The 14,522-nt window shown below is 63.6% G+C and carries 13 protein-coding genes; 5 read left to right on the top strand and 8 right to left on the bottom strand.

Annotated elements, in window-relative coordinates; all coding sequences use genetic code 11:
• Positions 1-20 precede the first annotated feature (20 nt).
• A complete protein-coding gene (locus IB256_RS09985) occupies positions 21-1,022 on the top strand; it encodes a glutathione S-transferase family protein (protein WP_192402377.1) in 1,002 nt (333 codons plus the stop codon).
• Positions 1,023-1,098: 76 nt separating this feature from the next.
• Here the strand turns inward: IB256_RS09985 and IB256_RS09990 are convergent, their stop codons facing one another.
• The 6 genes from IB256_RS09990 to ftsK are packed head-to-tail and all read right to left on the bottom strand — an operon-like array spanning position 1,099 to position 8,593.
• Positions 1,099-1,443, bottom strand: coding sequence for a lysozyme inhibitor LprI family protein (locus IB256_RS09990; protein WP_285887717.1), 345 nt, complete (start codon positions 1,441-1,443; stop codon positions 1,099-1,101).
• Entirely contained in the window at positions 1,443-2,828 is a 1,386-nt protein-coding gene (gene cysG / locus IB256_RS09995; protein ID WP_192402379.1) for a siroheme synthase CysG, read from the bottom strand. The genes IB256_RS09990 and cysG overlap by 1 nt, the downstream gene beginning before the upstream one ends.
• Position 2,829: 1 nt before the next feature.
• On the bottom strand, positions 2,830-4,110 hold the full coding sequence (gene serS / locus IB256_RS10000) for a serine--tRNA ligase (protein ID WP_081520469.1): 1,281 nt from the start codon (positions 4,108-4,110) through the stop codon (positions 2,830-2,832).
• Between the two features lie 46 nt (positions 4,111-4,156).
• Positions 4,157-5,482, bottom strand: coding sequence for a replication-associated recombination protein A (locus tag IB256_RS10005; protein ID WP_045214802.1), 1,326 nt, complete (start codon positions 5,480-5,482; stop codon positions 4,157-4,159).
• A 56-nt stretch (positions 5,483-5,538) separates the two neighbouring features.
• The gene (lolA, locus tag IB256_RS10010; RefSeq protein WP_192296183.1) at positions 5,539-6,162 is read right to left on the bottom strand and encodes an outer membrane lipoprotein chaperone LolA; all 624 of its coding nucleotides are present in this window, start codon (positions 6,160-6,162) and stop codon (positions 5,539-5,541) included.
• A gap of 19 nt (positions 6,163-6,181) precedes the next feature.
• Positions 6,182-8,593 carry a DNA translocase FtsK gene (gene ftsK / locus IB256_RS10015; RefSeq protein ID WP_192402388.1) on the bottom strand — a complete coding sequence of 804 codons (2,412 nt, stop codon included), beginning with the start codon at positions 8,591-8,593 and terminating at the stop codon, positions 6,182-6,184.
• A 221-nt stretch (positions 8,594-8,814) separates the two neighbouring features.
• On the opposite strand from ftsK, the gene trxB reads away from it, so the two are divergent.
• From trxB to infA, 4 genes are all read left to right on the top strand, one after another.
• Positions 8,815-9,765, top strand: a complete 951-nt coding sequence (gene trxB / locus IB256_RS10020; RefSeq protein ID WP_081520473.1) for a thioredoxin-disulfide reductase — start codon at positions 8,815-8,817, stop codon at positions 9,763-9,765.
• A gap of 36 nt (positions 9,766-9,801) precedes the next feature.
• Positions 9,802-10,506: a leucyl/phenylalanyl-tRNA--protein transferase gene (aat, locus tag IB256_RS10025; RefSeq protein ID WP_192402392.1), complete on the top strand. Its 705-nt coding sequence runs from the start codon at positions 9,802-9,804 to the stop codon at positions 10,504-10,506.
• Positions 10,507-10,537: 31 nt separating this feature from the next.
• Positions 10,538-11,245: an arginyltransferase gene (locus tag IB256_RS10030; protein ID WP_138215506.1), complete on the top strand. Its 708-nt coding sequence runs from the start codon at positions 10,538-10,540 to the stop codon at positions 11,243-11,245.
• A gap of 104 nt (positions 11,246-11,349) precedes the next feature.
• Positions 11,350-11,568 (top strand): translation initiation factor IF-1, encoded by a 219-nt coding sequence (infA, locus tag IB256_RS10035; RefSeq protein ID WP_002553999.1) that lies wholly within the window; start codon positions 11,350-11,352, stop codon positions 11,566-11,568.
• A gap of 85 nt (positions 11,569-11,653) precedes the next feature.
• Here infA and clpA read toward each other — a convergent pair whose 3' ends face one another.
• Together clpA and clpS are read right to left on the bottom strand one after the other, a co-directional pair.
• Positions 11,654-13,927 carry an ATP-dependent Clp protease ATP-binding subunit ClpA gene (clpA, locus tag IB256_RS10040; protein WP_081520476.1) on the bottom strand — a complete coding sequence of 758 codons (2,274 nt, stop codon included), beginning with the start codon at positions 13,925-13,927 and terminating at the stop codon, positions 11,654-11,656.
• 28 nt (positions 13,928-13,955) lie between these two features.
• Entirely contained in the window at positions 13,956-14,318 is a 363-nt protein-coding gene (clpS, locus tag IB256_RS10045) for an ATP-dependent Clp protease adapter ClpS (RefSeq protein WP_081520477.1), read from the bottom strand.
• Between the last annotated feature and the right edge of the window lie 204 nt (positions 14,319-14,522).

The following is a 14,522-nucleotide window of genomic DNA, read 5'->3' on the forward strand; positions in this document are numbered from 1 at the left end:
CCGTGTTCTGGAGCAATGAGATGGGACAGTTGATCGATGGCCGCTGGCATGACCAGTGGTATGACACCAGCAAGGACGGCCGCTTCCAGCGCGAGAACGCGCAGCGCCGCAACTGGGTCACTGCTGACGGCCAGCCCGGCCCCACCGGCGAAGGCGGCTTCCGCGCCGAAGCCGGCCGCTATCACCTCTACGTATCCCTGGCCTGCCCCTGGGCCCACCGCACGCTGATCTACCGCCAGCTCAAGGGCCTGGAATCGCTGATCGACGTTTCGGTGGTCAGCTGGCTGATGCTGGAAAACGGCTGGACCTTCGACAAAGCCCTCGGCTCCACGGGCGACAAGCTCGACGGCCTGACCTTCCTCCATCAGCGCTACACCAGGGACGACGCGAACTACACCGGCCGCGTGACCGTGCCGGTGCTGTGGGACAAGCACGAGCAACGCATCGTCAGCAACGAATCGGCGGAGATCATCCGCATGTTCAACAGCGCCTTCGACGGCATCACCGGCAACCCGCTGGACCTCTACCCGGAGCCGCTGCGCACGCAGATCGACGAACTGAACGAGCGTATCTACCCGACAGTGAACAACGGCGTGTACCGCGCCGGTTTCGCGACGACGCAAGACGCCTACGAAGAGGCCTTCAAGACCCTGTTCAACGAACTGGACTGGCTGGAAGAGCGCCTGAGCAAGCAGCGCTACCTGGCCGGTAAATACCTGACCGAAGCCGACGTGCGGCTGTTCACCACACTGATCCGCTTCGACGCGGTCTACCACGGCCACTTCAAGTGCAACCTACGGCGCCTGGCGGACTACCCGAATCTGTCCGGCTGGCTGCGCGAGCTGTATCAACTGGAGGGCGTTGCCGGAACCGTGGATTTCCAGCACATCAAGAACCACTACTACGCCAGCCACCGCACCATCAACCCCACCGGCGTCGTGCCACTCGGCCCGCTGCAGGACTTCACCGGACCGCACGGACGGGACCACCTGCCGAGTAAAGGGATCGCGCGCAAGGGCTGACTAGCAGCACCGCTGCTGTGGGAGCGGGCCGCGCCCGCAATTCGCGGACAAGGTCCGCGCCTGCAGGAGCACCGAGTCAGATCGGTTTGTCGATACCGTCGTAGACCTTCTGCAGCGCGTCCAGGCGCTCCTGGTAGCGCTGCTTGAGGCAGGCCTTCTTGGCGCCGCAGGCGCGGCGCTGCTCCAGCCAGGCGAGCTGGGAGTCACCCAGGTTGCCGCGCATGCCCATGGCGAACAGGCCGCGCAGCAGACGGTAGGTAGTCGCCACCTGCACATCCATCTCGGAAAGCTGGCGATCCGCGCAGATGGCCTTCTCGTCCGCTTGCTTGGCCTTCTTGCAGTCGAAGCTGGCCGCATGGGCCGGTAAGGCGAAGCAACTCAGCGCACACGCAGCGCCCAGGATCGCAACGCGCAGGGATATCACTGCTGCCCCTCGAACCACGCCAGCTTCTCACGCAGCTGCACTACCTCCCCGACAATCACCAGAGTCGGTGCATGCACTTCATGCTCGGCCACCAGCTCCGGCAGGTTCGCCAGGGTGCCAGTGAACACGCGCTGATGCACCGTGGTGCCCTGCTGGATGAGCGCCGCCGGCGTATCGGCGGAACGACCGTGACGCACCAGTTGCTCGCAGATGACCGGCAAGCCAACCAGACCCATGTAGAACACCAGAGTCTGCCCCGGGGCGACCAGATCGTTCCACGGCAGGTCGGTGCTGCCGTCTTTCAGGTGGCCCGTCACGAAGCGCACGGATTGTGCGTAGTCACGATGAGTCAGCGGAATGCCGGCGTAGGCCGCGCAACCGCTGGCCGCCGTAATACCCGGCACGACTTGGAACGGGATGTCATTGGCCGCCAGTTCGTCGATCTCCTCGCCACCACGGCCGAAGATGAACGGATCGCCGCCCTTCAGGCGCAGCACGCGCTTGCCCTGCCGGGCCAGCTCGACCAGCTTGCGATTGATCTCGTCCTGCGGCACGGCGTGGTCCGCACGGCGCTTGCCGACGTAGAGTCGGTCCGCGTCACGGCGACACAACTCGAGGATGGCCGGCGCAACGAGGCGGTCGTAGAGCACCACGTCGGCCTGCTGCATCAGGCGCAGGGCGCGGAAGGTCAGCAGGTCGGGATCGCCCGGACCGGCGCCGACCAGATAGACCTCACCGCGAGGCTCGGCCTGCGGCGATTCCAGCTTGTCCGCCAGCAGGCGCTCGGCTTCGCTTGGCTGGCCGGCGATCATGCGCTCGGCGACCGGGCCCTGGAACACCTCCTCCCAGAACTTGCGGCGTTGCTGCAGGTCCGGCAGGCGCTGCTTCACGCGCTCGCGGAAGCGGCTGGCGAGACCGGCCAGCTGGCCGTAGGTCGCGGGAATCCAGGTTTCCAGCTTGGCGCGCAGCAGGCGTGCCAGCACCGGCGCATCTCCGCCACTGGAAACCGCCACCACCAGTGGCGACCGGTCGACAATGGCCGGGAAGATCACACTGCACAGGGCCGGCGCATCGACGACATTGACCGGAATGCCACGCTCGCTGGCGTCGCGGGAAACCTGGGCATTGAGCGGTTCATCGTCGGTGGCGGCAATCACCAGCACGCAATCCTGGAGGTCGCCCTGAGCGTAGGGGCGCAGGAGCAATTCACCCGCGCCCTCCTCGATCAGCTCACGCAGCTCCGAATGTACTTCCGGAGCCACGACTCGCAGCACTGCGCCGGCGTCGCTCAGCAGGCGCGCCTTGCGAAGTGCGACATCACCGCCGCCGACCAGTAGCGCGCGACGTCCGCGCAGGATGTGGAACAGCGGCAGGAAGTCCATCTCAGCCGATGACCTCGATGCCCGCCATGTACGGCTTGAGCACTTCCGGCACGCGGATCGAGCCGTCGGCCTGCTGGTAGTTCTCCAGCACGGCGACCAGGGTACGACCCACGGCCAGGCCCGAGCCGTTGAGGGTGTGCACCAGCTCCGGCTTGCCGGTTTCCGGGTTTCGGTAGCGCGCCTGCATGCGGCGGGCCTGGAAGTCGCCGCAGTTGGAGCAGGAGGAAATCTCGCGGTACTTGTCCTGGCTCGGCACCCAGACTTCGAGGTCATAGGTCTTGGCCGCACCGAAGCCCATGTCGCCGGTACACAGCGCCAGGGCGCGGTACGGCAGCTCCAGGGCCTGAAGGACCTTCTCGGCGTTGCCGACCAGGCTTTCCAGGGCTTCCCAGGACTTGGACGGCTCGACGATCTGCACCATCTCGACCTTGTCGAACTGGTGCTGGCGGATCATGCCGCGGGTATCGCGGCCCGACGCACCGGCTTCGCTGCGGAAGCAGGGCGTGTGGGCGACGAACTTCAGCGGCAGCTCCTTCGCATCGAGGATCTGGCCGGCAACGATGTTGGTCAGCGAGACTTCGGCGGTCGGGATCAGGTACAGGTCCGCTTCGTCTTCGCGCTGAATCTTGAACAGGTCTTCCTCGAACTTCGGCAGCTGGCCGGTGCCTTGCAGCGCCGGAGCCTGCACCAGGTACGGGGTGTAGGCCTCTTCGTAGCCGTGTTCGCGGGTATGCAGGTCGATCATGAACTGCGCCAGGGCGCGGTGCAGGCGGGCGATCGGGCCGCGCATCAGCGCAAAGCGGGCACCGGACAGCCGCGCGGCGGTCTCGAAGTCCAGCCAGCCGTGCTGCTCGCCCAGGGCGACGTGGTCCTTGATGTCAAAATCGAAGGTGCGCGGGGTACCCCAGCGACGGACTTCGACGTTCTCTTCCTCATCAGCCCCCACCGGCACGGACTCGTGGGGCAGGTTCGGGATGTTCAGCAGCAGGCTGTCCAGCTCGGCCTGGATGGCGTCCAGCTCCCGCTTGCCGGACTCCAGCTCCTCGGCCATGCGGTTGACCTCGGCCTTCAGCGGTGCGACGTCTTCACCATTCTTCATGGCCTGGCCGATGGCCTTGGAGCGCGAGTTGCGCTCGGCCTGCAGGGTCTCGGTGCGGGTCTGCACGGATTTACGCTGGCTCTCCAGCGCTTCGATGCGCGCCACGTCCAGAGTGAAGCCGCGGGTGGCCAGGCGTTCGGCCACTTCCTGCGGCTGGGTACGAACCAGTTTGGAATCGAGCATGGTGTCTTCTCGTGTCTAGTGTCAGGCGGCGCTCGCGGGCGCCACTTCAGGATTTTCTGCGACGGCGGGAACTGGCCTTGTCGAGGCTGGCCAGATGGCGCAGCTTTTCGCCGATCTTCAGTTCGAGCCCGCGCGGCACGGGTTGGTAATACTGGCGCGGTTCCATGGACTCGGGGAAGTAGTCTTCTCCGGCCGCATAGGCATCCGGCTCATCATGGGCATAGCGGTACTCGTCGCCATAGCCCAGGTTCTTCATCAGCTTGGTCGGTGCGTTGCGCAGATGCAGCGGCACTTCCAGCGAGCCGCTCTCCGCCACGTCACGACGCGCCGTGTTGTAGGCGTTGTAGACGGCATTGCTCTTCGGCGCGCAGGCCAGATACACGATAGCCTGCGCAATCGCCAATTCACCTTCGGGGCTGCCAAGGCGCTCCTGCACATCCCAGGCGTGCAGGCACAGGGTCAGGGCACGCGGATCGGCATTGCCGATATCCTCACTGGCCATGCGTACCACACGACGGGCGATGTACAGCGGGTCACAGCCACCATCGAGCATGCGCGAATACCAGTACAGCGCACCATCAGGACTGGAGCCACGCACCGACTTGTGCAGCGCGCTGATCTGGTCGTAGAAGGCCTCGCCGCCCTTGTCGAAGCGCCGACGCGAGTCGCCCAGCAGGTTCTGCAGCAGCTCGGCACTGATCTCGCTGTTGTCCTCGGCGAGGTCGGAGGCGTTCTCCAGCAGGTTGAGCAGGCGCCGGCCATCGCCATCGGCGGCAGCCATCAGGATGGCGAAGCTGTCGTCAGGCAGGCTCAGGTTGCGCTTGCCCAGCCCCTTCTCTTCGGTCAGCGCGCGCTCGACCAGTCGGCGCAGGGCCGCTTCGTCCAGGCTTTTCAGCACATAGACGCGGGCGCGGGAGAGCAGCGCGTTGTTCAACTCGAAGGACGGGTTCTCGGTGGTCGCGCCAATGAAAATCAGCGTGCCGTCTTCCACATAGGGCAGGAAGGCATCCTGCTGGCTCTTGTTGAAACGGTGCACTTCGTCGACGAAAAGGATGGTGCGGCGGCCGTACTGCGCGGCGTGCTGCTTGGCCACTTCCACCGACTGGCGGATTTCCTTCACGCCCGAGAGCACCGCGGAGATGGTCTCGAAATGCGCATCGGTAACCTGGGCCAGCAGCTTCGCCAGGGTTGTCTTACCGACTCCGGGCGGGCCCCAGAAGATCATCGAGTGCAGCGCGCCCTGCTCCAGCGCCTCGCGCAGCGGCTTGCCGCGGGCAAGCAGGTGCTCCTGGCCGACGTACTCGTCCAGGCTGGTCGCGCGCAGGCGCGCAGCCAGGGGCTGGGAAACGGGGGCGGAGCGGAACAGATCCAAGGTCTTACCTATTTATCACTCAAAGCCGGGTACTTGACGCAGACACGCAGTACCGGTCACTCCTGGATGACGTCGACACCCTTGGGCACATCGAAGACGAACTGCTTGGCGTCCATCGCCTCGTTCATCTTCACGTCGAAGAACAGGATGTTAGTGCGCTGGCCGACGCTGTCGATCAACTGCATGTCGTTCACCACGCCACTGCGGAAGGAAATCCGCAGGCTGTCGAACAGGGTGTCCTTGGACTTCGGCTTGAGGGTGAAGTCGACCACGTTGCCGCCATCTTTGGCGGTGATATCGAAGCTCTGACCGATTTTCGAAACATCACCGGAGAGCAGCAACGCCGGGGTCTGGGTCAGGCGCTGGTCGAGCTTCTGGATGGTCACCTGTTCCAGGTCCGGGTCGTACAGCCAGATTTTCTCGCCATTGGAGATCAACAGCTGCTCGTTCGGAGCATCGGTGTGCCACCGGAACAGCCCCGGACGTTTCAGGCCCAGGGTGCCGGCGGTTTCCTGCAGGCGGGTGCCGCTGCCGTCCAGGGTCAACTGGGAAAAGCGCGCGGTCATTGTCTGGGCCTTGGTGAGCATCCCGCTCAGGCGCTGCGCAGCAGCCTCGTCGGCATGGGCCTGGACGCCGGCAACAGCCAGCGCAGCAACGAACAACAGGCGGATCAGACGCATCGAAATCCTCGAAGTCGAATCAATCACGGATCGGGGCCGGCGCCATTACTTCGCGCGAGCCATTGGTATTCATCGGAGTAACCACACCGGCCATTTCCATAGCCTCGATCATCCGCGCGGCGCGGTTGTAGCCGATCTTCAGCTTACGCTGCACGGCGGAGATCGAAGCCCGGCGGCTTTCGGTCACGAAGCGCACGGCCTCGTCGTAGAGCGGATCGTCCTCGCTGCCCTCGCCGCTTTCGCCGCCACCGCCGCCTTCGAACGAACCGCCACCGCCTTCTTCGGCGCCGGCGAGGATGTCCTCGATGTAGTTCGGCGCGCCACGCAGCTTCCAGGCCTCGACAACGCGGTGTACTTCGTCGTCGGAGACGAAAGCGCCATGGACGCGAATCGGCAGGCCGGTGCCCGGCGGCAGGTAGAGCATGTCGCCGTGACCCAGCAGCTGCTCGGCGCCACCCTGGTCGAGGATGGTGCGCGAGTCGATCTTGCTGGAGACCTGGAAGGCGATACGGGTCGGGATGTTCGCCTTGATCAGGCCGGTGATCACGTCCACCGACGGACGCTGGGTCGCCAGGATCAGGTGGATGCCCGCCGCACGCGCCTTCTGGGCGATACGGGCGATCAGCTCTTCCACCTTCTTGCCGACAATCATCATCATGTCGGCGAATTCGTCGACCACCACCACGATGGTCGGCAGGGTCTGCAGCAGCGGTGCTTCGTCTTCCATGCTCTCGCGGCGGTACAGCGGGTCGGTCAGCGGGGTGCCGGCCTCCTCCGCGTCCTTCACCTTGCGATTGAAGCCTGCGAGGTTACGCACACCCATGGCCGCCATCAGCTTGTAGCGGCGTTCCATCTCGGCGACGCTCCAGCGCAGCGCGTTGGCGGCCTCCTTCATGTCGGTGACCACCGGGCAGAGCAGGTGCGGAATGCCTTCGTAGATCGACAGTTCCAGCATCTTCGGGTCGATCATGATCAGCCGCGCCTCTTCGGGCGTGGACTTGAACAGGATCGACAGCAGCATGGCGTTCACGCCCACCGACTTACCGGAACCGGTGGTACCCGCCACCAGCAGGTGCGGCATCTTCGCCAGGTCGGTGATGATCGGGTTGCCGCCAATGTCGTGCCCCAGGGCCAGCGGCACAGTGGACTTGTGCTCGTCGTATTCCGGCGTCATCAGCACTTCGGAGAAGCGCACCATCTGCCGGTCTTCGTTGGGAATCTCGATGCCGACGGTGGTCTTGCCGGGGATGACTTCCACCACGCGCACGCTGATTACGGCCAGCGAGCGCGCCAGGTCCTTGGCCAGGTTGGAGATACGGCTGACCTTCACGCCGGCGGCCGGCTGGATTTCGAAACGGGTGATCACCGGACCCGGGTGCACGGACTCGACGATAACCTCGACACCGAACTCCTTGAGCTTGATCTCCAGCAGGCGCGACATGGCCTCCAGGGACTCGGGCGAGTAGCTCTGTTTCTTTTCCGACGCCGGGTCAAGGATCGATAGCGGCGGCAGCGTGCCTTCCACGGCGGTATCGACGAACAGCGGCGCCTGCTTCTCTTTCAGCACACGCTTGCTCGGCTCGGCCGGCTTGGTGGGCGGTGGCGGGACGTCGATCTTCGGCGCCACACGCTTTTCGCGCTCCTGCACGCTCTTGACCAGCGCCTCCTCGCGCTCGATCAGGCGCTCCTTGACCTTGGCCTGCTCACGGCGGTCGGCAACGATGGGGGCAGCGACTTCGGCCACGCGTTCGTCGACTTCACGCAACTGGGCGACGAGCTGCTTGTGCTCGCTACGGGCGCTCCACCAGCGGTTGGTGGCGTTATGGATGAGCTCGAACAGATCGAGGGTGATCTTGCCGGTGACGTCCATCACCTTGAACCAGGACAGGTCGGCAAACACCGTCATGCCGAACAGGAACAGCGCCAGGAACAGCAGCGTACTGCCCTGCACATTCAGCGCATTGATGCCCAGTTGGCCAAGGCTCTCGCCCAGCGCCCCGCCAGCCGTGGCCGGCATATGGGCACCGCTGGTGTGGAAATGGATGTAAGCCAGCGCGGAGCCGGACAGGACCAGGAACACCAGGCCAATCAGGCGCCAGGAGAACAGCCAGCCGCTCCACTGCCAGGCCACGTGGCGCTTGCGGAAGACCTGATAGGTCTTCACCGCCAGCAGCAGCGGGAACAGGTAGGCGAAATAGCCCAGCACCATGAACAGGATGTCCGCGCTCAACGCGCCCAGGCGGCCGGCCGCGTTCTGCACCTGTTCGACGTGACTGGAGTGGCTCCAGCCCGGATCGGAGGAATCGTAGGTGAGCAGTGCCATCCAGAGGTAAAGGCAGAGCGCGCCGAGCGCGATCAGGGCCCCTTCCTTCAGACGGTAGTGCAATTGCTGGCGCCAGGCGGCGGCATGGCTTGCTGTGGTGTCCTTCAAAACGCTTCTATTCCTGCGCTATACGCGCGTCCGAGAGTCGTTGGGCCGCGAAACGGGCCTATTGTACGGCTTTGGCCGGCCGATGCCAGCGAACCCGGGTGTGCCTGACTGCGCTTTTGCCGGCTTTCCGGGGTTCGGTGTAGCATAGCCCAACACCGCTTTTCGGCTGCTCAATTGGAGCATGCATTCTCTTACGTGACAAAGGCTTATGGAGTCTTTTTATGAGTGAAGTCAAGCATTCGCGCCTGATCATCCTGGGCTCCGGCCCCGCGGGCTACACCGCGGCCGTGTACGCCGCGCGCGCCAACCTCAAGCCTGTTGTCATCACCGGCATCCAGCCCGGCGGCCAGCTGACCACCACCACCGAGGTCGACAACTGGCCCGGCGACGTCGAAGGCCTGACCGGTCCCGCCCTGATGCAGCGCATGGAGCAGCACGCCAAGCGTTTCGATACCGAGATCGTCTACGACCACATACACACCGCCGAGTTGCAGCAGAAGCCTTTCACCCTCAAGGGCGACAGCGGCACCTACACCTGCGACGCGCTGATCATCGCCACCGGCGCTTCGGCCCAGTACCTGGGCATGTCCTCCGAAGAGGCCTTCATGGGCAAGGGCGTTTCCGCCTGCGCTACCTGTGACGGTTTCTTCTACCGCAACCAGGTCGTCTGCGTGGTCGGCGGCGGCAACACCGCCGTGGAAGAGGCGCTGTACCTGTCCAACATCGCCAAGGAAGTCCACCTGATCCACCGTCGCGACAAGCTGCGCTCGGAGAAGATCCTGCAGGACAAGCTGTTCGAGAAAGCCAAGAACGGCAACGTACGCCTGCACTGGAATACCACCCTGGACGAAGTCCTGGGCGACAACATGGGTGTGATCGGCGTTCGCCTGAAGGACGCCGAAAGCGGCGAAACCCGCCAGCTGGACCTGTCCGGCGTGTTCATCGCCATCGGCCACAAGCCCAACACCGACCTGTTCAAGGGCCAGCTGGAAATGCATGACGGCTACCTGAAGATCAAGGGCGGCGCCGAAGGCAACGCGACCCTGACCAGCATCGACGGCGTGTTCGCCGCCGGCGACGTGGCCGACCACGTGTACCGCCAGGCGATCACTTCCGCCGGGGCCGGCTGCATGGCCGCGCTGGACGCCGAAAAGTTCCTCGACGACAACTGATCGGCGCAAGGGGAGGCTCACCCTCCCCTCCTCCCTATGCTCAAGTGGCTTTCCCGCAGCAATTTCGATTTTCCGCCCCTCGACAAGGCTCTGCACGAGCCCAACGGGCTGCTTGCGGCCGGCGGAGACCTCAACCCGCAGCGCCTGATCCAGGCCTATCGCCACGGCTGCTTCCCGTGGTACCAGGATGGCCAGCCGATCCTCTGGTGGTCACCGGACCCGCGCACTGTTCTGTTTCCTGAAGAACTGCACGTCTCCCGCAGCCTGGCCAAGTTCATCCGCCAGCAGCAGTACCAGATCACCATCGACCAGGCCTTCGAGCAGGTCATCCACGGCTGCGCCGGACCACGCGATTATGCGGACGGCACCTGGATCACTACGCCGATGCAGGACGCCTACTGCCAACTGCACCGATTGGGTATTGCCCACTCAGCGGAAGCCTGGCACGGCAATGAACTGGTCGGCGGGCTTTACGGGCTAGCCATCGGTCGCCTGTTCTTCGGCGAATCCATGTTCAGCCGCGCCGACAATGCCTCCAAGGCCGCCTTCGTCGCCCTGGTACAGCGCCTGAAGGCCGCCGGTTTCGTGATGATCGACTGCCAGATGCCGACCCAGCACCTGCACAGTTTCGGCGCCCGCCCTATCTCCCGCCGCGAATTCGCCAGCTACCTGCGCCGTCATCTCGACGAAACACCCTCGCAGGACTGGACTTCGCAGGCGGACCCGCTCAGCCTGTCTTAAACTTGCCTGAGGGACCTCGCAGGGGTTGAAGATGACCGAGCTCGCCCGCCTGAAGTTTTACGCCACGCAACCGCATCCATGCAGCTATCTGCCCGAGGAGCAGGCCACCACCCTGTTCCTCGACCCCAGCCAGCCCATGGACGCGCAGTTGTACGCCTCGCTGTCCGAGGTGGGCTTCCGGCGCAGCGGCGAGCACCTATACCGGCCGCACTGCCAACACTGCACCGCGTGCATCCCGGCGCGCATTCCGGCCGCCGGCTTCCAGCCGAATCGCCAGCAGAAGCGCATCATCAAGCGCAACGCCGACCTGGAAGTCGTCCGCAAGCGCCCCGCCTTCACCGAGGAGTACTACGCCCTCTACATGCGCTACATCGAGCAGCGCCACGCAGACGGGGACATGTACCCACCCAGTCGCGACCAGTTCGCCACCTTCCTCGTGCGTGACCTGCCGTTCAGCTGCTTCTTCGAGTTCCGCCTCCACGGCAGACTGCTTGCCGTCGCGGTGACTGACGTCCTGCCCAACGGTCTCTCCGCGGTCTACACCTTCTACGACCCGGACGAAGAGCGCCGCAGCCTCGGCCGATTCGCCATCCTCTGGCAGGTCGCCGAGACCGAACGCCTGAACCTGCACGCCGTCTACCTGGGCTACTGGATCAAGAATTGCCGGAAGATGAACTACAAGACCCAGTACCGCCCGATCGAGCTTTTCGTGAACCAGCGTTGGGTAGCGCTGAACTGAAGCGAAAACAGCCATTGGCGTTGTGGGGCGATTTCAGGCACAATGTGTGCCTTTTTTAATGCCCTGAAACTTCAGGCAACCATAGATACCGAGGGTTCTACTGCATGTCGAAAGAAGACAGCTTCGAAATGGAAGGCACTGTCGTCGACACCCTGCCCAACACCATGTTCCGCGTGGAGTTGGAGAACGGGCACGTCGTTACCGCGCACATCTCCGGGAAGATGCGCAAGAACTACATCCGCATCCTGACCGGCGACAAAGTTCGCGTTGAACTGACGCCCTACGACCTGTCCAAGGGTCGCATCACCTACCGCGCTCGCTGACAGACGGTAGGTGCCGGCAAAAGCCGGCGCACAGAAGAACGCCCGGCAGTGCCGGGCGTTTTCGTTTGAGCCTGATTAATACTCGTCAGGCCGGTTCTGCGGCGATCACTTCGAACTCGAAGGCCAGCTCGCCATCCTTCAGATCCACATGGGCCACTCCGCCGTGCTCGGCCAGCTCGCCGAACAGGATCTCTTCGGCCAACGGCCGCTTGATCTTGTCCTGGATCAGCCGCGCCATCGGACGAGCACCCATCTGCGGATCGTAGCCCTTGTCGGCCAGCCAGCCGCGCGCCGAATCGCTGACCTCGATCTGCACGTGCTTGTCCTCCAGCTGCGCCTGCAGCTCGGTGAGGAACTTGTCGACGATGCTCTTGATGGTCTCGTGACTCAGGCGGCCGAACTGGATGATGGTGTCCAGGCGGTTGCGGAACTCCGGTGTGAAGCTCTTCTTGATCACTTCCATGGCATCGGTGGAGTGGTCCTGCTGCGTGAAGCCGATGGAAGCCCGCGCCGCAGTTTCTGCACCAGCGTTGGTGGTCATGATCAGGATGACGTTGCGGAAATCCGCCTTGCGCCCGTTGTTGTCGGTCAGAGTGCCGTGATCCATCACCTGCAGCAGCAGGTTGAAGACTTCCGGATGCGCCTTCTCGATCTCATCCAGCAGCAGCACACAGTGCGGCGTCTTGGTGATTGCTTCGGTGAGCAGGCCGCCCTGGTCGAAACCGACATAGCCCGGAGGCGCGCCGATCAGACGGGACACGGTATGCCGCTCCATGTACTCGGACATGTCGAAGCGCACCAGCTCCACACCCAACGCCTTGGCCAACTGACGAGCCACCTCGGTCTTGCCCACCCCGGTCGGACCGGAGAACAGGAAGGAGCCGACAGGCTTGTCAGGCGACTTGAGGCCGGCGCGTGACAGCTTGATGGCAGTGGACAGCGACTCGATGGCCGCGGCCTGGCCGAACACGGTCAGCTTCAGATCACGCTCCAGGTTACGCAGCAGCTCTTTATCGGAGCTGGACACGTGCTTGGGCGGAATCCGCGCGATCTTCGCGACGATGTCCTCGACCTGCGGCACTTCGATGCGCTTCACGCGCTTCTCTTCCGGCTGCAGACGCTGGTAGGCGCCCGCCTCGTCGATCACGTCGATGGCCTTGTCCGGCATGTGCCGGTCATTGATGTAGCGGGCAGCCAGCTCGGCAGCGGCACGCAGCGCTTCATCGCTGTACTCGATGTGGTGGTGCTGCTCGAAGCGCGGCTTCAGACCCTTCAGGATGCCGAAGGTATCCTCGACGGACGGCTCGGTGACATCGACCTTCTGGAAACGACGAGCCAGCGCGCGATCCTTCTCGAAGATGCCGCGGAATTCCTGGAAGGTAGTCGAGCCGATGCAGCGAATCTCGCCGGACGACAGCAGCGGCTTCAGCAGGTTGGACGCATCCATCACCCCGCCCGATGCCGCACCAGCACCGATGATGGTGTGGATTTCATCGATGAACAGCACCGCGTGCGGGCGCTTGCGCAGCTCATTGAGCAGCGCCTTGAAGCGCTTCTCGAAGTCGCCGCGGTACTTGGTGCCTGCCAGCAGCGCGCCCAGATCCAGGGAGTAGACGACACTGTCGGACAGCAGGTCCGGCACCTGGCCGTCGACGATGCGCTTGGCCAGGCCTTCAGCGATGGCAGTCTTGCCGACACCCGCCTCACCCACTAGGAGCGGATTGTTCTTGCGGCGACGAGCGAGGATCTGCGCGACGCGCTCGACTTCCGACTCACGACCGACCAGCGGATCAATGCGACCCTGGCGCGCCAAATCGTTCAGGTTGCTGGCATAGGCATCCAGCGGATGGCTGGAAGTGGAAGACTCGCCGCCCTCCTCGTCCTGCATCTCCTGCTCGCTGTCCTGATGCTCGGCATGACCCGGCACCTTGGAGATGCCATGGGCGATATAGTTGACCACGTCGATCCGAGCGACGCTCTGCTGCTTGAGCAGGAACACCGCCTGGCTTTCCTGCTCGCTGAAGATGGCGACCAGCACGTTGGCGCCGGTGACTTCGCGCTTGCCGGAACTCTGCACGTGGAATACGGCACGCTGCAGGACGCGCTGGAAACCCAGGGTTGGCTGGGTTTCGCGATCCTCGTCGTGCTGGGGGATCAGCGGCGTGGTGGAATCGATGAACTCCTGCAGGTCTCGCCGCAGTTTGTCCAGATTCGCACCGCACGCCTTCAGAACCGTTGCGGCAGCCTCATTATCAAGAAGCGCCAACAGCAAGTGCTCAACGGTCATGAACTCATGCCGCTTCGCCCGCGCCTCCTTGAAGGCGAGATTGAGGGTGACTTCGAGCTCTCGATTCAACATGACTTCACCTCGCTCCCAAACATCCGCATCAACCTTCTATCTCAATTTCGCACAACAGTGGATGTTGGCTCTCCCTCGCATATTGATTGACCTGCATGGCTTTGGTTTCCGCGACATCGCGGGTAAAGGTCCCGCAGTGCGCCTTGCCCTGGGTATGCACAGTCAACATGACCTTGGTTGCCTGCTCGCGGTTCATGTTGAAGTACAGCTCGAGCACCTCAACCACGAAATCCATCGGGGTGTAATCATCGTTGAACATGATGACCCGATACATGGACGGCGCCTTCAGGGCAGGTTTGGCTTCTTCAACCGCCAGCCCCGTCCCGTCGTCTTCCATTGGATCCGGGCGGTCCTGATTGAATGTTAGTCGAATCTGGCTACTTGCATGCATGCTGGAATAAAAGCTTTGCGAGTGGGTGAATGAGTGGGCCGGCCGGAGTTTGAATCGCCTCTCAGGCCCAGACGACGCCGCCTTGACTAACGGCAAAAGGGTGTTACAACCAAAGGATACCCCCCGGAGGGTATCAGGAGTTCCGGACGCCAGTCTTCAGAAAAAGGCATAGCGGAATAGTAGTGGATGATACTCCAGCGATGG

Origin of the sequence: Pseudomonas sp. PDM17, assembly GCF_014851985.1 — a bacterium.
GTDB lineage: Bacteria > Pseudomonadota > Gammaproteobacteria > Pseudomonadales > Pseudomonadaceae > Pseudomonas.

What these genes read in the sequence shown, in the direction of transcription:
- IB256_RS09985 (WP_192402377.1), top strand. Translation starts at nt 21, where the DNA reads ATGGGACAGTTGATCGATGGCCGCTGGCATGACCAGTGGTATGACACC.
- cysG (WP_192402379.1), bottom strand. Translation starts at nt 2,828, where the DNA reads ATGGACTTCCTGCCGCTGTTCCACATCCTGCGCGGACGTCGCGCGCTA.
- serS (WP_081520469.1), bottom strand. Translation starts at nt 4,110, where the DNA reads ATGCTCGATTCCAAACTGGTTCGTACCCAGCCGCAGGAAGTGGCCGAA.
- lolA (WP_192296183.1), bottom strand. Translation starts at nt 6,162, where the DNA reads ATGCGTCTGATCCGCCTGTTGTTCGTTGCTGCGCTGGCTGTTGCCGGC.
- trxB (WP_081520473.1), top strand. Translation starts at nt 8,815, where the DNA reads ATGAGTGAAGTCAAGCATTCGCGCCTGATCATCCTGGGCTCCGGCCCC.
- aat (WP_192402392.1), top strand. Translation starts at nt 9,802, where the DNA reads ATGCTCAAGTGGCTTTCCCGCAGCAATTTCGATTTTCCGCCCCTCGAC.
- IB256_RS10030 (WP_138215506.1), top strand. Translation starts at nt 10,538, where the DNA reads ATGACCGAGCTCGCCCGCCTGAAGTTTTACGCCACGCAACCGCATCCA.
- infA (WP_002553999.1), top strand. Translation starts at nt 11,350, where the DNA reads ATGTCGAAAGAAGACAGCTTCGAAATGGAAGGCACTGTCGTCGACACC.
- clpA (WP_081520476.1), bottom strand. Translation starts at nt 13,927, where the DNA reads ATGTTGAATCGAGAGCTCGAAGTCACCCTCAATCTCGCCTTCAAGGAG.
- clpS (WP_081520477.1), bottom strand. Translation starts at nt 14,318, where the DNA reads ATGCATGCAAGTAGCCAGATTCGACTAACATTCAATCAGGACCGCCCG.